This window comes from Peptoniphilaceae bacterium AMB_02 (assembly GCA_036321625.1).
In the GTDB taxonomy this organism is placed as follows: domain Bacteria; phylum Bacillota; class Clostridia; order Tissierellales; family Peptoniphilaceae; genus Microaceticoccus; species Microaceticoccus formicicus.
The window spans coordinates 1,272,611-1,294,836 of the sequence record CP143259.1 but is presented as its reverse complement, the minus strand read 5'-3'; the positions used below and the strand labels follow the sequence as shown (position 1 = coordinate 1,294,836).

15 protein-coding genes and 2 pseudogenes are annotated in these 22,226 nt (G+C 34.0%); 16 read left to right on the top strand and 1 reads right to left on the bottom strand.

From position 1 onward, the window contains the following. The first annotated feature begins 126 nt into the window (after positions 1–126). From VZL98_06385 to VZL98_06335, 11 genes and pseudogenes are all read left to right on the top strand, one after another. On the top strand, positions 127–1,047 hold the full coding sequence (locus VZL98_06385) for a recombinase family protein (GenBank protein ID WVH62334.1): 921 nt from the start codon (positions 127–129) through the stop codon (positions 1,045–1,047). Between the two features lie 24 nt (positions 1,048–1,071). Continuing rightward, positions 1,072–1,524: a GNAT family N-acetyltransferase gene (locus VZL98_06380; GenBank protein WVH62333.1), complete on the top strand. Its 453-nt coding sequence runs from the start codon at positions 1,072–1,074 to the stop codon at positions 1,522–1,524. Between the two features lie 415 nt (positions 1,525–1,939). Then, positions 1,940–2,206, top strand: a pseudogene (locus VZL98_06375) (recombinase family protein). After that, positions 2,189–2,857, top strand: coding sequence for a zinc ribbon domain-containing protein (locus tag VZL98_06370; protein ID WVH64547.1), 669 nt, complete (start codon positions 2,189–2,191; stop codon positions 2,855–2,857). Before VZL98_06375 ends, VZL98_06370 begins: the two are co-directional and overlap by 18 nt. A gap of 180 nt (positions 2,858–3,037) precedes the next feature. Then, positions 3,038–3,232 carry a DUF6440 family protein gene (locus tag VZL98_06365; protein WVH62332.1) on the top strand — a complete coding sequence of 65 codons (195 nt, stop codon included), beginning with the start codon at positions 3,038–3,040 and terminating at the stop codon, positions 3,230–3,232. 138 nt (positions 3,233–3,370) lie between these two features. Beyond that, a pseudogene (locus VZL98_06360) lies at positions 3,371–4,223 on the top strand (MerR family transcriptional regulator). Between the two features lie 816 nt (positions 4,224–5,039). Further along, complete coding sequence (locus VZL98_06355; GenBank protein ID WVH62331.1) at positions 5,040–5,252, top strand: helix-turn-helix domain-containing protein; 213 nt, start codon at positions 5,040–5,042, stop codon at positions 5,250–5,252. A 4-nt stretch (positions 5,253–5,256) separates the two neighbouring features. Beyond that, positions 5,257–8,526 (top strand): helicase-related protein, encoded by a 3,270-nt coding sequence (locus VZL98_06350; protein WVH62330.1) that lies wholly within the window; start codon positions 5,257–5,259, stop codon positions 8,524–8,526. Between the two features lie 12 nt (positions 8,527–8,538). Then, positions 8,539–9,264 (top strand): DUF4391 domain-containing protein, encoded by a 726-nt coding sequence (locus VZL98_06345; protein ID WVH62329.1) that lies wholly within the window; start codon positions 8,539–8,541, stop codon positions 9,262–9,264. Then, on the top strand, positions 9,261–11,138 hold the full coding sequence (locus VZL98_06340; protein ID WVH62328.1) for a site-specific DNA-methyltransferase: 1,878 nt from the start codon (positions 9,261–9,263) through the stop codon (positions 11,136–11,138). The genes VZL98_06345 and VZL98_06340 overlap by 4 nt, the downstream gene beginning before the upstream one ends. A 15-nt stretch (positions 11,139–11,153) precedes the next feature. Further along, positions 11,154–14,126: a DEAD/DEAH box helicase family protein gene (locus tag VZL98_06335; protein WVH62327.1), complete on the top strand. Its 2,973-nt coding sequence runs from the start codon at positions 11,154–11,156 to the stop codon at positions 14,124–14,126. A 349-nt stretch (positions 14,127–14,475) separates the two neighbouring features. Here VZL98_06335 and mobC read toward each other — a convergent pair whose 3' ends face one another. Beyond that, positions 14,476–14,829 carry a plasmid mobilization relaxosome protein MobC gene (gene mobC / locus VZL98_06330; GenBank protein ID WVH62326.1) on the bottom strand — a complete coding sequence of 118 codons (354 nt, stop codon included), beginning with the start codon at positions 14,827–14,829 and terminating at the stop codon, positions 14,476–14,478. Positions 14,830–15,438: 609 nt separating this feature from the next. Between mobC and VZL98_06325 the strand changes: the two genes are divergently transcribed. From VZL98_06325 to VZL98_06305, 5 genes are all read left to right on the top strand, one after another. Then, a complete protein-coding gene (locus VZL98_06325; GenBank protein ID WVH64546.1) occupies positions 15,439–17,319 on the top strand; it encodes a recombinase family protein in 1,881 nt (626 codons plus the stop codon). 482 nt (positions 17,320–17,801) lie between these two features. Further along, entirely contained in the window at positions 17,802–18,566 is a 765-nt protein-coding gene (locus VZL98_06320) for a class I SAM-dependent methyltransferase (GenBank protein WVH62325.1), read from the top strand. Positions 18,567–19,057: 491 nt separating this feature from the next. Further along, the gene (locus VZL98_06315) at positions 19,058–20,275 is read left to right on the top strand and encodes an IS256 family transposase (GenBank protein ID WVH62324.1); all 1,218 of its coding nucleotides are present in this window, start codon (positions 19,058–19,060) and stop codon (positions 20,273–20,275) included. A 315-nt stretch (positions 20,276–20,590) separates the two neighbouring features. Next, positions 20,591–20,875: a hypothetical protein gene (locus VZL98_06310; GenBank protein WVH62323.1), complete on the top strand. Its 285-nt coding sequence runs from the start codon at positions 20,591–20,593 to the stop codon at positions 20,873–20,875. A 381-nt stretch (positions 20,876–21,256) separates the two neighbouring features. Beyond that, the gene (locus tag VZL98_06305; protein WVH62322.1) at positions 21,257–22,135 is read left to right on the top strand and encodes an AraC family transcriptional regulator; all 879 of its coding nucleotides are present in this window, start codon (positions 21,257–21,259) and stop codon (positions 22,133–22,135) included. The last annotated feature ends 91 nt before the right edge of the window (positions 22,136–22,226 follow it).

Sequence of the window (22,226 nt, the reverse complement as noted above, 5' to 3'; positions counted from 1 at the left end):
GTGATTTGCAAAAGTGCGCAAGCAATATATTGTGTTTTCGCTCATTTAGCAAACATAAATTGCCTACTTATCATTAGAACAAAATTGCGATATGATTAAGCTAATTAATGATGTGGAGGTGAGCTGATGGATTCAAAGATTTGGTATATCCCGGCAAAGAATGACCGTTTGGAAAAGAAGGTTGGAATATATTGCAGGGTCAGTACAAATGAAAAAGAACAGCTTTATAGCCTTGTAGCACAGATTTCTGCTTTGACAAGAGCGGTTGCGAATATCGGTCAATGGAGACTGGCAGATGTATTCATCGATATCGCATCAGCGAAGGGAGAAATTCCTCGACGTGAATTTGAAAGACTGCTCCGAGAATGTGAAGTTCACAACATCTCTGTCGTTCTGACAAAAAGCATTAGCAGGTTTGGCAGGGATACCGTTGAGACACTTTCTGCACTTAACAGATTGAAGGCAGCAGGAGTCAGAGTAATATTTGAACAGGAGGATCTAGATACCGATGAGGTTGACAGCAATCTAATGATTTCGGTGATGGAATCTTTTGCTCAGGCTGAAAATGAGAGTCGAAGCGAAAATATCCGCATGGGACTTGCCATGAAAGCAGCAAATGGAACATCTGGATTATACAAGCGAAAGCTGTACGGTTATGCAAAAAATGAAAATGGCGAACTTGTAATTGACAATGAACTGGCTAAGGTTGTGCGGGACATTTTCAGATGGTATCTTGATGGCGCCAGCGTGCTTGGCATTATTAAGAAGTTGTCAGAAGCTGGCATTCCGTCTCCTGCCGGTAAGGAACAATGGAATAAGCGAGCGATAGAGAAAATGCTTGAAAATGAGAAGTACACGGGTACAGTCTCGCTTTTGGACTCTGCAACACATGAATACGAATTTCAGATGAAAGAATGTCATACGCCGATTATAACGGAGAGTGAGTATAGGGCTGTTCAGGAAGAAAAGAAAAAAAGAAGCAATATTGTAACTGACGATGATGGAACGCGGCGAAGTAGTAAGAAATATAGTTCAAAGAAGAAATAAGGAATCTCAATGAGGAGGTCTATCATGAACGAATACAGAATTGTGAAATTAACAGAAAAGCCTGAAATAAAGGAGAAAGCGGCAAAATGGTTCCATGAGAAATGGGGTGTGCCGCTTGAAGCGTATCTTGACAGCATGGAAGCAGCATTAAACGAAGATCCTATCCAGGAGTGGTACTTATGTTTGGATGGAGAAAAAATCATTGCTGGAGCGGGAGTCATCGAGAATGATTTCCATGATAGAAAAGACTTAACTCCAAATGTCTGTGCAGTTTATACCGAGGAACAATATAGAGGCAAAGGAATAGCGGGAAAGCTTCTCGACTTTGTAGTCGCTGATAATAAAGAAAAAAGGATTTCTCCAATTTATCTGTTGACAGACCATACGAATTTTTATGAAAGATACGGCTGGGAATATCTGTGCATGGCTCAAGGAGATGGGGAATCGGATATGAGCAGAATTTACATTCATAAATAAACTCGGCTTACTTTTAGCAGTAAAACTTAAATAGCCTAATTAGGAGAAACAGCAGATTAGATGTCAAATAAGTTGCAACTCCGTGAAAAGGCTGGAAGAATCAATGCTTGTAGCTGTTCTTGGACTTGTTCTTGAAATAGACTAGGTATCACACGTTGAGGCTCTAGTATTGATGACAAGGGAAGGCGAGTAAAGTAGTTCTAAAAGGCTTGAAATCAATAGGTTTATGATTTTTAGATTCAATTTTTGAGTTTGAAAACTATGAAATTAGTGGTCATAAATATCTTCTAAATACTTGCTTGTAGCAACACTATGAATATTTAGGAAAGGTCGTAGCAACACTTTGGATATTTTGGTAGGTCGTGTCAACGGTATGGATGGAGTGAAGGAGTAGGATAAATTAGAATTTTTAGAAGGATCAAGTTTAAGAGATATTGCAAAAGGTCTTGAAAAAGATAATATTCTTACAGGTGCTGGAAGAAAAAAATGGATTCCATCAAGTGTAAGACGAATTCTCACAAATGAAAAATATATGGGAGATGCTCTTCTTCAAAAGTCTTATACCGTAGACTTTCTAAATAAGACAAGGGTAAAAAATGACGGAATTGTACCTCAGTACTATGTACAAGATAGTCATGAGGCAATTATTCCAAAAAATATTTTTATGAAAGTCCAAGAAGAATTAACTAGAAGGGCAAATATTAATGAAGGTAGTAATAAGAAAAGAATTTATAGCAGCAAGTATGCACTATCAAGTCTAATAAAATGCGGGAAATGTGGAGAAATTTATAGACGTGTAGTGTATACAAATAGGGGAGTAAAAGTACCAGTCTGGAGATGCTTAACAAGAATAGAAGAAGGACCTCATACATGTGATGCAGAAACTTTATCTGAAGAATTAATTCAAGAAAAAGTGCTAGAAGCAATTAATAAAATAATTGATGGAAAAGAACAGATAAAGAGAATTATAAAAAGTAATATTGAAAAAGCCTTAATAAAAAAATCAGGTAATGAGATAATAAAGCTTGATCAAAAGATGCTAGACATTCAAAAGGAAGTATTGAAAAAAGCAAATGCAAAGGAAGATTATACAGATTTAGCATTAAGGTTAGAAGAATTAAGAGGCGAAAAAAGTGAAATAATGCTTAAAGAGGCAGAAAATGAAAACTTAAAAGAAAGACTAAAAGAGATGAAAGAATTTCTTGAAGAAAAAGAAATTAGGATTGATAGGTTTGATGATGTTCTAGTAAGAAAACTAATCGAAAGTATTGAGATAAATGGAGATACAATCCTAGTTGAATTTAAGTCAGGGATAAAAATTGAAGTTAAATAGATTAAAGACTCTATGAGCAGGTAGGGTCTTTTTTGTGTATAATATAAGTATGAAAAATTATATATATAGTAGGTGAAAAATATTTCAAATACTTATATATATTATTAATATTATGAAAAGGTTGTAGCACCAAGTAGTGGAGAAAGATATTACAAATTAGATTTTTGGAGGAAAGAAATAATGTTTGGAAATAAAAGAGAAGAAGAAAAAAGATTTATAAAAAAGTCAGACGACCATGTAGGATTGGTTACACTATACACTGTTGTAGACGTTAAAACAGGTGTTAATTATTTAATTACATTAGGACCGAATGGAGTATCGACGACTCCTATGTATGATGGAGCAGGAGATTTTTTTGTAGACGAGGAGTATTAAAGAGGTAATTAGTGAAGTTTTCAATAAATGAAGATATATAAGCTTAGAAAAAGTATAAGTAAAATTTTATTTAATATATAGGTTTTGACCTGCCCGTTGGGGACAGTGTTATCCTTTAATCAAAGGAGGTGGATAACCATGTTAAGAAGTGAAATTCAAAAAATAACGGGATTAACTAGGAAGGCAATAGAATATTATGAGGATAAGGGACTTATAAATCCTCAGAAATCTGATAATGGTTATAGAGACTATAGTACTAAGGATTTGGAAATTTTGAAAAAGGTATCTATATTTAGAAAATTAGGAATGAGTATATCAGATATTGAACAGTGTATAAATTCAGGAGGGGATACTTTGTCTTCTGTCTTAAGAAAAAAGCAATGTCAATTAGAACTTGATAAAAAAAGGAAAGTAATACTAGAAATGATTGTTAAAGGTGAAAGTAATGAACTAATTAATGAGAAGGTTTCATCGCTTGATGCGGAAGAAACTATCTATGAAAAACTAGAAAATGCTTTTCCAGGATATTTCGGACAAATGATATTTGCTGCTTACCAACCATTTTTAAATGAGCCATTAGAATAATGATGGAAAGAATTCCTTTTATAAATATATAGATTATCTTGATAGGCTTCCTTCGTTTGAATTAACTGAAGAAGAGAAAAAATACATTGAGAAGATTAGCTCACCCTATGATATGAAAACCTTAAAGGATGTAAATCAGGCTAAAATCGATGCCATTGAGAATCCAGAAAAGTGGATAAAAGATAATGAGGATGTAATTTCTCAATATGAAAGCTATAAAAACAGTGAAGAGTATCAAAATAGCATGATGAAGCAGATTCAGGATAAGATGAAAATCTTTATGAAAGAAAATGAATATTATGAAATAGCAATTCCACTTATTAGAAAATTTAGCAAAAGCTATGATGAATACTATAAGAAGTTGCTAAAGGCAAATGAACAGTATATAAACAGTAAAAATATATAAGCATCTACTTGTATTGATTGGTATTTTTCTATGGAAAATATAGAAAGGTTAAAGATTAAGCGGAATAGTTTCAGAGTGTGTATTACATAGAAATATTGAAATATTCGATATGTTTCTTAATACGTACTAGTATAAAAACCCCTATGATATGTTTGCAAATACGAAGAAAAAGCTAAAAAAGCCTATGATATGTTTGCGAAAACGTAAAAGTTGTCTTTTTATCCATAGTGTCGACTCGAGGCATGTGGAGACTATAGCGTTACTACAAAGGGAAATTTCGTAGAAATCCTGAGATTCAAGCTCTTTCATGACCATTTTGAATTCATAGAAGATGAGCATAATTTTAAGAAAAAGGTACTGAAAAAGTATTTTAATGTTTCAGTGGTGGTTGACCTAGTTAGTGGAGACACAAGAAAATAAAGACAAAAGTGAGAATCAGCAAGGATAAAAACTTTGCTGATTTTTGTATTTATTCTTTCAGACTTGTCAAAAGGACAAGTCAAGAATGGTGATTTTGATAATTCTAGAATGGTAAAAAAGAAAAGTCTAGACTTATCAAAATGACAACCTAACTATATAGAGATTAGTTAGAATGATAGAGTTATATTGATATTAGTGGGATAATAAAAAACCACTTTATTTTCATGTAATATAAAAGCTGAAACGGTGGTTTACCGTATTGGGTTAGAATGGAGTAAGAATGTTATGACAGCACTTTTGTTTTGAAGTAGTTATAAAGTAAATCGTTATACTTGATATCATTCGTACGGTGGAATATAATATCATAAAAGGACTTCTTTAATTGGAGGTGTTTATATGGATTATTTATCAGCCAAGGAAGTAGCTGAGAAGTGGAATATATCAAGACGGAGAGTTCAACTACTTTGTGAGGAAGGCAGGATTGAAGGAGCATTTAAGCTTAGTGATGTCTGGGTTATCCCTAAGGACGCAGAGAAACCTGCAGACAGGCGAAAGACTAAGAAAAAGCCAGATAATAGTGGGATAGATAAAATAGGGTCGGAGGGTTGATTATATGAAGCCACCTAAGGTTTTGGATAATAAGAAACATAGGATTGTAGATGAGTTAAAAGAGGAACTAAATAAGGGTTCAAAGCTATCTGTTATATCCGCTTACTTTACAATTTATGCCTATGCAGAACTTAAAAAGGAACTTAGCAAGATAGAGAATATGAGGTTCATATTTACAGAGCCTACCTTTGTACATAAGGACCAAGAGCTTATTCGGGAGTATTACATAGAGCGTAATCCCGAAAAGAAAATGTCAGGAAATGAATTTGAAATAAAACTTAGAAATGAAATGAAGCAGGCGGCCATAGCCAAAGAATGTGCCCAGTGGCTAGAAAAGAAAGCAGAAATCAAGTCTTTAAGGCAAGCGAATCCAGCTCAACCAAGGCTGGTTTACATAGAGAACCCTGAAGATAATGTCTCAATAAATGGAACAGTAGACTTTACTTCTGCTGGACTGGGTATCACTTCTTCCAACAGATTAGACAGCAATATGTGTTTATATGGCAAGGACTATACTATTAGTTTTTTACAAGCCTTTAATGAACTGTGGGAGAATGACACTGCCGTTCAAGATGTAAAAGATAAGGTTCTTGAGCAAATGCGTATCCTTTATAAAGAGAATAATCCTGAGTTTATTTACTTTGTTACTCTTTACAATATATTCAATAACTACCTTGACGAACTAACCGAAGACAATATTGTTAAAAGTCGTACAGGCTTTAAAGAGACCCTAGTCTGGAATAAGCTGTATAAATTTCAGAAAGACGGTGTTATGGGAGCCATCGATAAAATTGAAAAGTACAACGGATGTATTATAGCCGATAGTGTTGGACTTGGTAAGACATTTACTGCTCTAGCTGTAATAAAATACTATGAACTAAGAAATGACAGGGTTCTAGTTATCGCACCCAAGAAGCTTCGTGAAAACTGGACTGTATATACCATGAACGATAAACGGAATATCTTTTCTGGTGATAGGTTCAATTATGATGTTCTAAATCATACTGACCTTAGCAGGATAAGTGGCTACTCAGGAGAGATTAACATTGCTACCCTTAATTGGTCTAACTATGACCTTGTTGTAATCGATGAAAGCCATAACTTTAGGAACAATCCACCAGTCAAAGGCCGTATCACTCGTTATGAGCGGTTTATGAATGACATAATTAAGGCTGGCGTTAAGACAAAGGTTTTAATGCTATCTGCAACCCCTGTAAACAATAAGATGAACGATATTAAGAACCAGATAGCCTTTATCACAGAGGGCAGAAATGACGCCTTTGCCAGTGTTGGTTTAGATAACCTTGAACTTATACTTAGGAAGGCTCAAGCTGTATTTAATAGGTGGTCTGAACTTCCTGACCCTGAAAGAACAACAGAAACCTTTGTCAATATGATGGACTTAGACTACTTTAAGCTTTTGGATACAGTAACTATTGCCCGTTCAAGAAAGCATATAGAGAAGTATTACAACTTAGAAGAAATAGGCAAGTTCCCCACCAGACTAACCCCTGAGAACAGGTATCCTATCATTGATACTAAAGGTGAATTTCCACCTATAGAGGAAATCAATAGACTTATTAAAAAGCTTACTCTGTGTGTCTATTCACCCTTGGGCTATGTTCTTCCCGAGAAGAGAGCTGCTTATGAGAGAAAGTATGATATGACAGTTGGCACGAACAATAGTGTCTTTAGACAGACTGATAGGGAGCAAAGCTTAGTTGGTCTAATGCGTGTTGGAATATTGAAAAGAATGGAAAGCTCAATCAATTCCTTTGCTTTAACTGTTGAGAATATTCTTTATAAGATAGACAAAACCCTTGAGGCCATAGAGCAAAGTCGGCTGGATTATGATGCTGAGATGGATATTAGTGATATAGATATAGATGACCCTGAATATGACAACCTGATGTTTGGTAACAATGTCAAGGTTTTATTACAGGATATGGACCTTATAAAGTGGCAACAAGACCTTTTAGCAGACAAGTACAAGCTGGAAACTATTCTTTTGGAAGCTATGAATGTAACACCCGATCGAGACGCAAAGTTGGTAGAGCTTAAGAACATAATAAAAAATAAGATTAACAGCCCTATAAACCCAGATAATAAGAAGGTTATAGTATTTACAGCCTTTGCAGATACAGCTAAGTACTTATATAAGCATTTATCTGAGGAATTTGCCACCGAGGGTATTTACTCTGCTATCGTAACAGGAAGTGGAGATAACCATTCAACCTTGCCGATACCAAAAGAACTAAGAAGGACGATCAAGATGACTGATATAAATACTGTTCTGACCCTGTTTTCCCCTATTTCTAAGGAGTGTTCTAAGGTATATCCAGAGGTTAATGAACATATTGATATTCTTATTGCAACGGACTGTATATCTGAAGGCCAGAACCTACAAGACTGCGATTATCTTGTAAATTATGATATACACTGGAATCCAGTAAGGATTATCCAAAGGTTTGGTCGTATTGACCGTATAGGGTCACAAAACAATTATATTAAGCTGGTAAACTTTTGGCCAACCAAGGACTTAGACGAGTATATAAACCTTCAACAGCGTGTGAAAGGCAGAATGGTTTTATTAGATGTATCAGCCACAGGCGAGGAAAATGTTATAGAAAACAATCCAAGCAAAGAAATGAAAGACCTTGAATACCGTAAGAAGCAGCTTAAAAAGCTACAGAACGAGGTTGTAGACCTAGAAGATATATCAGGGGCTATATCCATTACAGACCTGACCTTTAACGACTTTAAGATTGAACTAATGGAATATATGAAAACCAAGAGAAAAACCTTAGATGAAGCACCAAATGGAATGTATGCTGTTGCTAAAATTGACGAAAGCATTAGCGATGTTGTTAAGCCGGGAGTTATATTTACGCTAAGACAAGTTATGGGTAAGGACCAAACTAAAGAGCAGAATCCTTTATTTCCTTACTATATGGTCTATATCACAGATGATGGGGAGGTTCAGCTATCCTTCCTTCATGCCAAGAAGATATTAGACTACTATAAAAAGCTATGCTCAGGTAAAGACCAAGTGTTAAAAGAGCTGGTAGAGGAATTTAACAAGGAAACCAATGATGGTCGAAATATGAAGCATTATTCAGACTTATTGGAGGCTTCCATTGAAAACCTAATAGGTAAGAAGCAGGATATTGGAGTAGCCAGTCTTTTCTCTAAAGGTGGTACTACAATGCAGAGAAGCCTATTTGATGGTATTGAGGACTTTGAGCTAATTACTTTCTTAGTCTTGAAAGCTTAAGGGGGTGAAGCTATGGATACTTACAATTTTTTAAAGATCCCTGACAGTTGCTTTATCGACAATACTATTTATAAAAAGCTATTCTACGAAAATGCTGATTTGTCTACTAGCGATAAGTCATTATTTACAGATACTATAAGCAAGATAACTTGGATCAACTGCCTTAAACCTGAAACTATAAATATACCAGCCTATAAGGATGAAGTGCGAGACTATCCTGAGATTGAGGTTATAGAAGTTCTTGTGCATAAAGATTACAAGCTTAAAAGAATAGCTGAAATTATTATGAGAACTATACCCTACCCTATGCTGCTGATTTTTAAGCTGGAAGACAAAAGAAAGCTTTATGTAGCTCACCAGAGGATTAACCAAAGTGATAGTAGTAAGAATACCATTGAAGAGTTTATAGCCACTGACTGGCTAGAGAGTGATAGTGCTTTATTCGCTAAGCTTGATATAAAGCAAATGAGGTTTACAAACTTCTATACGCTTTATAGCGATATTATTGATACTATCAGTATTTATAACCTATCAGCTATTATGCCGACGGATGACAATATAACAGGTGCTGAGGCAAGAGAGCTTTCAGCTCAAATAGAAAATATAGAACAAGAGATTACAAGCTTACGAACTAGGCTGAAAAAAGAAAGTCAGTTTAATCGTAGGATGGAGCTGAACATAGAAATAAAGAAATTGGAGCAGAACAAAAATAAATTACTTGGAGGAGATACGATATGATTGAAACAAATCTTAAAGGCAATACCCCTGACATAGCAGAGGAGAACATTCAGAAGTTAAGACAAATATTTCCCGACGTATTTACGGAGGACAAGGTTGACTTTGAAAAACTACAGCAGGTACTAGGTGACTATGTGGAAGATAGCACCGAACGCTACAACTTTACTTGGAATGGCAAAGGACGAGCCTTACGTTTATCTCAAACACCTTCCCTAGGAACATTAAGACCTTGTAAAGAGGAAAGCAAGGATTGGGATACAACTCAAAACCTTTATATAGAGGGGGATAATCTAGAAGTACTAAAGCTTTTACAAAAGAGCTACCATAGCAAGGTTAAGATGATATATATTGACCCGCCCTACAACACTGGAAAAGACTTTGTTTACAAGGATGATTTTCATGATAGCCTTGAGAACTACAAGAGAATTACAGGACAGGTCGACAGTGAAGGCAATAGACTAAGTACAAATACAGAAGCAAGTGGTCGTTATCATACTGACTGGCTAAATATGATGTATCCAAGATTAAGACTTGCAAGAAACCTACTAACTGATGATGGCGTTATTTTTATTAGTATTAATGATAATGAAGTTGATAACCTAAAGAAGATTTGTAATGAGGTGTTTGGAGAAGATAACTTTGTATCTGCCTTTATTAGAAAAGGTAGTGGTGGTAGACAAGACAGCAAATATTATGCAATAGTTCACGAATATATTCTATGTTATGCAAAGCAGAGTTCGCTTTATATATCAGGAAAAGAGTTGAAAGAGGATGATAATTATCCATTTTACGACGAGGTTAAGAAGTTAAATTACAGAACACAACTATTACGAAAGTGGGGAGAAAATAGTAAACGCACTGATAGACCTAATTTATTTTATCCTATTCCAGACCCGGATGGTAAAGATAATTTTCCAATGCTTCCTTCAGGAGAGGAAGGTTGCTGGCGTTGGGGTAAAGAAAAGATGTTTGAGGAAATTAAAAATGGAAGAGTTGAGTTTAAAAGTAAGGATGAAGATTGGGTTGCATACGAAAAAATCTTTGAACCAACCTCCGATAATCCAAATACAAAGCTATTTACCACCATTATTGATGATATAGGTTCCTCATCCGGTGCGGGACTAATAAAACAAATATTTAATGATAAGGTATTTGATTATCCAAAACCAGTTAATTTAATTAAAAGAATTATTAATTTTGTAAATACAGAAGATGGTGATATAATCCTCGATTTCTTCTCCGGCTCCTCCACCACCGCCCACGCTACAATGCAGCTTAATGCTGAAGACGGTAGCAATCGTAAGTTTATTATGGTTCAACTTCCCGAGCCAACAGATGAAAAAGATGAAGCTTATAAAGCTGGCTATATGAATATCTGTGAGATTGGTAAGGAGCGTATTCGTCGTGCAGGTGAAAAAATCAAGGAAGAAAAGGGACTAGAAGCACAAGATCTTGATATAGGCTTTAAGGTCTTGAAGCTTGACACCTCAAATATCCGCAAGTGGCAACCAGACTATGATGATTTGGAACAATCTTTATTGGATTATTTAGATAACTATGTGGAAGGTAGAACAGAACTAGATGTAGTCTATGAGATAATGCTTAAATACGGTCTTGACTTAACATATCCTGTTTATGAGTTTACTATTGCTCAGAAGAAGGTTTATTCTATCGGCTTTGGTATGCTTATGATTTGTCTTGATGACGAGATTACAACAGAAGTTGCTAGGGGGATTTTAGCAAAATCAAAGGAACTATCACCTGAGAGCAGCAGAGTTGTATTTAAGGACAATGGATTTAAGTCAGACAGTAACAAGACCAATATCAAGGAGATACTTAAAGCTGGCGGAATTGAAGAATTTATCACAATATAGGGAGGTATGGACTAAATGAAACTGAAATTTGATAAGAATCTTGAATATCAACAGCAGGCCATAGCTTCCGTTGTTGATTTGTTTAGAGGTCAAACCCCAATGCAGACAAACTTTACCGTAGCACCCTATAGTGGACAAATAGGCATGTATGATAGTACCAATGGTATTGGTAACAGGCTTGAGCTTGACGAAGAAGAAATACTTAAGAACCTACAAGAAATTCAGCTAAGGAATGGTCTAGCACAAACAAAGAGCCTAAAAGCTGGAAAGTATGACTTTGATATAGATATGGAAACAGGTACAGGAAAGACCTATGTATATCTACGTACAATACTGGAACTACATAAAAATTATGGATTTTCCAAGTTTATTGTTGTTGTTCCCAGCATTGCTATTAAAGAAGGTGTTTACAAGTCTTTACAGATTACAAAAGATCATTTCAATGATTTGTATGACAATACAATATATAACTACTTTGTCTATGACAGTGGTAAGTTAGAACAGGTTAGAAGCTTTGCAGTAAGCGATAATATAGAGATTATGGTTATCAATATAGACGCCTTTAGAAGGAGTTTTACTGACCCAACTAAGGAAAACAAGGCTAATATCATTCATAGACCTAATGATAGATTAAACGGTATGAAGCCTATTGAATTGATACAGGAAACTCGCCCCTTTGTCATTATAGACGAGCCACAATCGGTAGACACTACTCCCAAGTCTAAGGAAGCTATTAAGTCACTAAACCCCTTATGTACTTTAAGGTATTCTGCTACACATGTGCAAAAACATAATCTTGTCTATAAGCTGGACGCGGTAGATAGCTATAATTTAGAGCTGGTAAAGCAAATTGAAGTTGCGGGTTTTGAAACTAAGGACTACCACAATGAGGCATACTTGAAGCTTTTATCCGTAAACAATAAGAAGTCTCCTATAACAGCAAAAATAGAGCTGGATGTTAAAGATAAGAAAGGTGTAGTTAAGCGTAAGCCAGTGGTAGTAAGACAAGGAGATGACCTTTATGATAAGTCTAAAGGTCGTGATGTCTACGAAGGATATATTGTCAATGAGATTTATTGTGAAGAAGGAAATGAATATGTTGATTTTACAAGTAAAGCAGATATTTTACGTATAGGAAAGCCTCTTGGTGATGTAGATGATTTGGCTATAAAGGAGCAACAGATAAGGAAAACCATAGAGGAACACTTAAATAAGGAACTGGTATTAAATAAGCAAGGGATTAAGGTGCTAAGTCTTTTCTTTATAGACCGTGTTGCCAACTATCGCTATTATGATGAGGATGGTAACCCTCAAAAAGGTATTTATGCTGAACTCTTTGAGAAACATTATGCTGACCTTATTAAAAAGCCTAAGTACAATACCCTATTTAAGGATATTGACTTGGATACTGCTGCCGAAGATGTCCATAATGGTTATTTTTCAGCTGATAGAAAAGGTGTTTTAAAGGATACCAGTGGGAAAACACTAGCTGACGAGGATGCCTACAACTTGATTATGAAGGACAAGGAACGCTTACTATCCTTTGATACTAAGCTAAGATTTATATTTTCCCACTCTGCACTTCGTGAGGGTTGGGACAATCCAAATGTATTTCAGATATGTACTCTTAATGAAACTAAAAGTGAGGTTAAAAAGCGTCAAGAGATTGGGCGTGGGCTACGCCTTGCCGTGAATCAAGAGGGCGAGCGTCAACATGGATTTTCAATAAATACCCTAACAGTGATGGCTAACGAAAGCTACGAGGACTTTGCTGAGGCCCTACAAAAAGAATACGAAACTGAAACAGGTATCAAGTTTGGTATAGTGGAAAGTCATTTATTCGCCAACATCCCTGTAAAGCAGGATGATGGAAGTGAGAAATACTTAGGACAAAAGGCTTCAGAAGCTATCTATAAACAGTTCTTAGACAATGGATATATTGATGAGGCAGGAAAGGTACAAGATGAGCTGAAGATTGCCATAAAGAATAATGACATAAAGATATCTGAAGAATTTGAACCTATAAAAGCAGAGATTACAGCTCTTGCAAGAAAAGTTTGTAGTACTCTTAATATTAAGAATAATAGCGATAAGAAGACCATCAAGCTGAATAAACAGGTTTACCTTGACCCTGAGTTTAAGGATTTATGGGATAGGATTAAGTACAGGACCACCTATTCTGTAGACTTTGACAGCGAAAAGCTAATAGACGAATGTTGCAAAGAAATGCAGACCAGCTTATCTGTAAGCTCTGCAAAGCTTATATATACCAAAGCTGGGCTTGATATAAGTGCTGGTGGTGTAGTAGCTGAGGAATCAGATAGATATGCAGTAGGATTGAACAACTTACAGGGAAATATACCGGATATTATTGCCTATTTGCAGAATGAAACTAATCTAACAAGGAAAACTATTGTGGAGATACTATTAAGAAGCAAGACTATTGACTTGTTCAAGAAAAATCCTCAAAGGTATATGGAGCAGGTAGTCCAGATAATATCAGCTAAAATGAGGCATATGATAGTTGATGGTATTAAATACACCAAGATAGGTGACGACGAGTATTATGCTCAAGAACTCTTTGAAACAGAGGAGCTTACAGGCTACTTATCTAAGAATATGATAGAAAGCAAGAAGTCTGTATATGAGTATGTGGTCTATGATAGTGCTAACGAAGAAAGCTTTGCTACCAGCTTTGAGAACAACAAAAATATTAAGCTCTACGCAAAGTTACCGAACTGGTTTACTATTGCAACCCCATTAGGTACTTATAACCCTGATTGGGTAGTGCTTATTGAAATAGACGGCAAGGATAAGCTCTACTTTGTTTTGGAAACCAAGGCTGATATTATGTTTGATGCTCTAAGGCCATTGGAAAGTGCTAAAATTAAATGTGGAAGGAAACATTTTGAGGCTCTAGGCAATGAAGTAGCCTTTGACGATATAGACAGTTTTGAAGAATTTATAGAGGAACAAGTAGTTTTATAGTTATATGTGACAGGCGAAAGATCTTGTCTTCTACCCATTCTCTTAATGAGTTTTAATAAATTTTAAAATTTTTTCTATTTAATTTTAAAGAATAAATATATATGCTTAAGTTTTAGATTTATGTAGATTTGTTCACAAAAAATTAAGCTATAAAGATTTTATGGTTAATATTTTGGAATATATAATCGAGTAGTAGAAATGTAGGTCTTGTGGATAATTTGGTTTTTAATTATCAACAAGACCCATATTTATTAGTTATCTATTAAAATTTTTTTGTAATTATTGTATATATTAGTTTCATCTATTTTTGGAGAATATTTGAAGAAGATTTTTAATTATACTCAGTTGTTTACATAAACTTATTAATATATTTTCTAGATAAAATATTTTGGATTCTTATTATCTCCTTCGATATATCATCATTCTCTTTTTTTAGATCTTCAATATCTTCTCTATATATTATGCCTGTACTGTTAACTTTCTTTGCAATTTGATTGATGTTATTTGAATTCTTTCCTATAAGAGTTTGTAGATTTCTAAAGATATTCATATCAATCACAAAGATAGGTGCTTCAAGTACACATTTTCTAATAAAATGAGCCATTGATTTTGATTTACTGAGTTCAAGCTTTTTCATAAAAAGTTCTTTTTCTTCCTTGGTTAATTTGATTTCAATTCTTTCATTTCTATATCTGTTTGTCATATAAATCCTCCTTTTATTTTTATTTTTGAACAGGGTATTAGGGGTGACCCCTAAATCATTCCGATAGGAACAAGTAGAAAATTGGATAAAAAGAAGCGAACCTAAAAGGGTTCGCTTCATCAATTTTCTCGTAAGTGTCCGTACACTTACTGTGCTTGCTCATTAAAGTTTTTAAAAGCAGGTATTAAGCTAAGTATTTAATTTATATTCTAATATTACCGCACTTTGGAAGAAATGTCAGCGTGGATTAGCCGCTTTTTCTGTGTCCATTTTTTATTTAATCTTCTAAAAACTTTTTTAAAATAGCGAATCAAGATAGTCATATTTTCACTGTTATATATAGGAGGACTTAAGTAAACCTATGAAAACAAAGAAAGTCTTGGTGGCAGTTTTAAAGGAGGAAGAATAGATGAATTGCATATTAGAATATAGCATCCAGCTTGCCATGCTCAGGTAATTATTAAGTGAAAAGCTAATAAATAAACAAGAATATTTTAAGATTAAAAAACTTCTTATGGAAAAATATAATATTTCTTCAGATTTGACCTGCTAAATTTAACTAGTCGCGGTAGAATAGGATTGTATAGAAGAATACAAAAGTGAGGTGAGATTATGAAGAAGGTAGAAGTAATAAAAGGGGAAGGTCTTTTAAACGGTAGAAGAAATGGAATAGAGATAAATTTAAAAAGAGTGGCAGCCTATTGTAGGGTTAGTACCGATAGTGAAGATCAGCTTCAAAGTTATCATTCCCAAGTAAACTATTATACAGAATTGATCAATGAAAATCCTGACTGGACCATGGCTGGGGTCTATGCTGATGAAGCTATTACTGGCACTCAAATAGATAAAAGACTTGATTTTCAAAGACTGATAAATGATTGCATGAATGGAGATATAGATATGGTAATTACAAAATCTATATCTAGATTCGCTAGAAATACTTTAGATACACTAAAGTATGTGAGACGCTTAAAAGAAATCAATGTAGCAGTATTTTTTGAAGAAGAAAATATTAATACATTAACCATGGATGGAGAATTACTTTTAGTTATACTTAGCTCTGTTGCCCAGCAAGAGGTGGAAAACATTTCTGCCAATGTTAAGAAAGGCTTAAAGATGAAAATGCAAAGAGGGGAACTAGTAGGCTTTCATGGTTGTCTAGGTTATGATTATGATAGTGAGAATAAAACTATATCCATAAATGAAGATGAAGCCCAGATAGTAAAGTATATCTTTAAGAGATACTTAGAAGGAGCAGGGGGAAGTGTAATATGCAGTGAGTTAGAAAACCTTGGATACAGATCTCCTAGAGGCTCTAGTAAGTGGTCAGCCACCACTGTACTGGGAATTATAAAAAATGAAAAATATAAGGGAGATCTTTTAATGGGAAAGACCTTTACCCTAGATCCTATTACTAAAAGAAGACTAGAAAACTTTGGTGAAGAAGATAAGTTTTATATAAAAGACCACCATGAAGGGATTGTAAGTGAAGAGGACTTTGATAAAGTTCAAGCTATTAGACTTAGAAGGGCTAAGAATAGAAATACTGTAGGCTCAAAGAATGGAAAAAGAGACAAATTCAGTAGGGAATATGCTTTTTCCTGCCTATTAGAATGTGGCTTCTGTGGTTCGAATTTATCTAGAAGGTCCTGGCATAGTAATTCCCAATACAAGAAGACCATTTGGCAATGTGTAAGAGGAACTAAGAAGGGGAAAAAGTTTTGCCCTAATTCTAAGGGTATAGAGGAAATAGCAATAGAGAAAGCCTTTCTAGAGAGCTATAGGCAGCTTACCTCAAATAATAAGGATATTGTAAATGGATTTCTAGAGTTAGTTGAAGCTAGCCTAAATGATAAAAGTCTTGAGAAAAACATTAAAAAGCTAGATAGGGAAGTAGCCCATCTTTTAAATAAGCAAAATTCTTTAGTAGATTTAAGACTAGAAGAAAAAATAGACGAAGATCTATATGAAGAAAAGTATATAGCTCTTCAGAAGGAGTATTTAGAAAAGAATAAGGACAAAGAAGCCTTAGAATATAGCCTAGAAAATAATAATGAAATAAAGAGTAGGATGAAGATTTTTAAAACCATGCTGGAAAGAAAGGAAATTTTAAAAGAGTTTGATAGGTATGTATTTGAAAGTATTGTAGAGAAGGTAATTGTTGGAGAAATAGATGAAAACGGGAATGTAGATCCATATAAGCTTACCTTTGTATATAAGACTGGCTTTAAAGATGGATTAAATGGAGAAGACTTTAAATCTCCTAGAAAAAATGCAAAGAAAAAAACTATAGGGAAAGACTCTGCTGAATTGTCTTCCTATACTAATAACCACTTAGACAAATCATGTTCCCATACTAGTGATGTCACATGTGGAGACGATAGCGTTGCTACAAAGAGTGGGTGCGTAAGAATCCTCCATTTCAAGCAGTTTCACAAGCGTTTCTTCTTTATTGATGATACCATGGGAGGGTACAAAAAAATCCAATAAAATTACATCGATGTAAATGCTTGTATTGATATGGTGTGTGGAGAAAAAAATCAACGAATTTAAACAGAATAATATGCTTTTTTTCAGCCCAGAATATCATACTGTCAAAATGAGAATATTAATGTATTTGACACGGATGGAAAAGTATATTGTTGCAATGAAGCGATGGGGGATAATTATTTTTTAAGGACATGTTTGATATACCTGATGTTGATTATGTCGTAATGCATGAATCGTCTAAGTGTAAGAACAGCTTAGTGTTTCTGTTATTCCTTGCTAATTGCACAAGGGATAATAGGTTTTCTATGGTTAACGACACTTGTAGATGTGAAAAGAGTGAAATAGTGGATGTCTTTTTAAAATTATGCGCATCAATTCCATACATCCCGATAATTGTATGAATTTAGCAAGGTGAGAAAAATGTAATGGCATCATATTAAGCTTTAATCGATAACAAAAATAAAATCATAGGAGATTATAAGATGAATAATTATATAAAATTAAATGAAGATAGATGGAACAATGTAAAAAACGACTATACTAAACCATGGTCACATGAAGAATTTCAGAAAGTTAAAAATAATCCTTTATCAGTAGGACTTACAGTTGGTAAAAAAGTTCCAGAAGAATGGTTTGAAAAATCCAATGGAAAAAAGATATTAGGATTGGCTTGTGGTGGTGGTCAACAAGGACCAGCTTTTGCTACAAAAGGTTATGATGTAACAATAATGGATTTTTCTAAATCACAATTAGAAAAAGATGATATGGTTGCTACTAGGGAAGGATTGAAAATCAATACAGTTCAAGGAGATATGACTAAACCATTTCCATTTGAGAATGAAAGCTTTGATATAGTTTTTAATCCAGTTTCAAATGTTTATATTGAGGATTTAGAAAATGTGTATAAGGAGGCTTCAAGGGTATTGAAAAAAGGTGGTTTATTAATGGTAGGTTTCATGAACCCATGGATTTATATGTATGATGCCGACGTTGTGTGGGATAAACCTGATGAAGAATTATTTTTAAAGTATTCAATACCATTTAATTCTAGAAAACTAGAGGAAGAAGGTAAGATAAAAATAAATCCAGAATATGGATATGAATTTAGTCATACCTTAGAATCTCAAATTAGAGGACAACTTAAAAATGGTCTTGCTATGCTAGATTTTTATGAATCATGTGATGAAAGAAATAGATTGTCAAAATATGGAAATGACTACATAGCTACTCTTTGTATTAAGCTTTAGTATTAAAAATACTCTTAAGGAGAATAATTTACTTTATTTTCCTTAAGAGTTAACAATTACAAGTTTGGTTTGTCGGGATGAAACCTTTTAACGATAACTCCTACCTATCGTTAAAAGGTTCATAGATATGTTTCCACAAACAGATAGGTTGACTACGCATACTTAGTGTTCACTCGCTTCATGTGGAGACGATTGAATCGTTATCGAAGGAAAAGGAATAGTAGTTCATTTATTAAAAAACAATATTAGAACAATGAAGAAGACAATTCTAGAGAAAATGTAAATTGATATTAAATGAAAAAAAGAAAGGATGTTAACAATGGGTAGAGGATATGCTGGAAAGAGTATAAATTCTAGAACGGTTTTTTATTCGATTACTTTACTATCTATAATAATGTTCATCATAGGCGAGACTGCGAAAAAAAGTCTGTAAATATTGAATAGCTTCCTATGATTAGTTAAAATAAAAATAACATAGGAGGCTTTTTAAAATGGCAAGAAGAAAAAAATTAAGTGAAGGAAAAAAAGAAATCATATCTTATCTAATCAATGAGTATGAAATTGAGTCGGCAAAGGACATACATGATGCTATTAAGGATTTACTAGGAGATACTATAGAAAGCATGTTAGAAGCCGAAATGGAGCACCATTTAGGATATGAAACAAACCAAAGAAGTGACAATGAAAACTCTAGAAATGGATACAAAACTAAAAGAATACGATCAAGTATGGGTGAATCTGAAATATCAGTACCTCAAGATAGAGACTCAAGCTTTGAACCTCAAATTGTAAAAAAGAGACAAAAAGACATATCTGAGATAGAAAATAAGGTAATAGGAATGTATGCAAGAGGTTTGAGTACTAGACAAATATCTGAACAAATCTATGATATCTATGGATTTGAAGTTAGTGATGGACTGGTTTCAGACATAACCGACAAAATTCTGCCGGAAATAGAAGACTGGCAAAAAAGACCACTGTCAGAGACTTATCCTGTAGTGTTCATTGATGCTATTCACTTTTCTGTTAAAGAAGAGGGTTTAATATCAAAGAAAGCAGCATATATAATACTCGGAATAAACGAAGATGGGCTTAAAGAAGTATTAGGAATATATGTAGGACAAAACGAAAGTAGTAAATACTGGTTAGGAGTCCTAAATAGCCTAAAAAACAGAGGAGTAAAAGATATCTACATTATCTGTTCAGATGGACTAATAGGTATAGAAGAGTCCATATCAGCGGCATATCCAAAAGCTGAGTGGCAAACCTGTATAGTTCACATGGTAAGAAACACATTAAAATACGTATCGTACAAAGATAGAAAACAATTTGCAAATGATTTAAAAACAATATATCACGCACCTGACGAAGAAGTAGCAAATAAGAATCGTTTGAAAGTAGCTGAAGCATGGGATAAAAAATATCCAGGATCAATGGATAGATGGGAAAGGGAGTGGAATTCAATAACGCCAATCTTTAAGTATTCTAAGGAAGTTAGAAAAATAATATATACTACGAATGCTATAGAGAGTTTAAATAGCTCATACAGACGGTTAAACCGTAATAGATCAGTATTCCCAAGTGCTACGTCACTGATGAAAGCACTATACTTAGCTACAAATATAATTGCAAAGAAATGGAATATTCCATTAAGAAGTTGGGGATCAATAGTAGGAGAATTGAGAATAATGCATGATTTAGAGAACTAACACACTCCGCCACCATTGACAAAGAACCTAAAAAATGGTGCAAGGTAAATACCGAAGGCGAAGCAAAGACTGATAAGTATGTATTTTGCCTTCGTCGGCTTAGTGTACCATTTTTTAGAACCCTTATCAATGGTCCCCTTCGGTGGCTCCTCTTATTATTTACCTCAGGCTCTGCAAAGAAAAAATTGACAATATATCAAGCTTGATATATAAATAAATAATGAGGGCAGTAAAATCCACCCTCATAAACATTAACTAATTATAGGAAATAAATAATTTACAGAGATTATTTCGCACCGCCTCATAGGCTTAACAATGAACCCTTCAATTTCTGATAATATTGGTAAGTTTATTGGACTTAAAGAAGGAAATTTTGATTTTGCAACTTACTTAGGTGTCATACCATTCTGCATTTGGGCATGGTTGATTATCACAGGTTTATTATTTGTTAAAAAGAATTGGTTAGTTATATCGATTTGTTTAGTATTATTGGTTCCACATATTATATTAATTGCAGTTTACTATGGATATTCTTATGGCGTTTTAGATATATTGAAAAGGTATGTATCTATTTTGACCTTTGGGCTAGTAGTACTATAGATTAAATAAGTCTTATGTGTTTTTCGTTTCAAAAATGGTGGTAGAGATATAATCGCTAAAATTAATGCTTCAGGCAGTTTCTTTGCTTGGAGTATTTTTTTGTTATGATGATTCCTTATTTTTCACATAGCAAACAATAAACTGGTTTAGTTTATGCTTATTAGTTTATAATATATAGAAAAGATACAGTATGAAAATCAGAATTAAAGAAAATTTTTGATAGTAAAAGTATAAGTGACGAGATGTTCTATACTAATAAATTAATATTCTTAAGATAAAATTAGAATCATGTATAAAAACTGATCCGACAATATTGTGCACAGATAGTCGGATATAAAAACGAAACCTTTGGTAATATTGATAATGAAAGGAGGTTATTTAATGGATACAATAGTTAACCTGAATAACGCATTGGCTTATATTGAAGATCACTTAACAGAAGATATTGATTATTATGAAGTATCTAAAATTGCTATCTGTTCAGAGTATCATTTTAAGCGTATGTTTTCATTTTTAGCAGGTATAAGCTTATCTGAATACATTCGGAGAAGAAGACTGTCGTTGGCTGCACTTGATTTAAAAGATAAAAATTTAAGAATAATTGATGTAGCTGTCAAATATGGTTATAATTCTGCGGATTCATTCTCACGTGCTTTTTATAATTTGCATGGGATTCTCCCTTCTGATGCAAGATTTGAGAATACAAAATTAAAAGCTTATCCTCGAATGACCTTTCAAATATCAATCAAAGGAGGATGTGAAATGAATTATCGTATAGTAGAAAAAGGACCTTTTATGTTAGTTGGTTTTAAAAGGAGAGTTCCAATTGTTTTTGGTGGCATTAATCCAGAGATTGCAAAAATGACAGAATTATTAACACCAGAAGTCGTTATGCAATTAAAAGAAATCTCAAATGTAGAACCAAAAGGAATCATCAGTGCTTCTATTAATTTTTCAGAAGATAGAATGCAAGAAACTGGTGAGTTGGATCATTATATCGGAGTTTTGGCTTCAAATACTGAATTAGCAGATTATGATGTATTAAAAATTAATGCTTGCACTTGGGCAGTATTTGAGTCGATCGGACCATTCCCTGAAACTCTTCAGAATGTATGGGGAAGAATATACTCAGAGTGGCTTCCGTCTTCAGGTTATGAAGTAATAGAAGGACCTGAAATATTGTGGAACGAGAGTCCTAATACAGAAAATTCAGACTACCGTAGTGAAATTTGGATTCCAGTAAAGAAAAAGGATTCTTAATAGAAATAACATTACGAGAAAGGGCACTTATAGTATGAGTGCTCTTTTTAATTACATAAAATTTGTTAATAGAGTTCAATACCGTATCGTT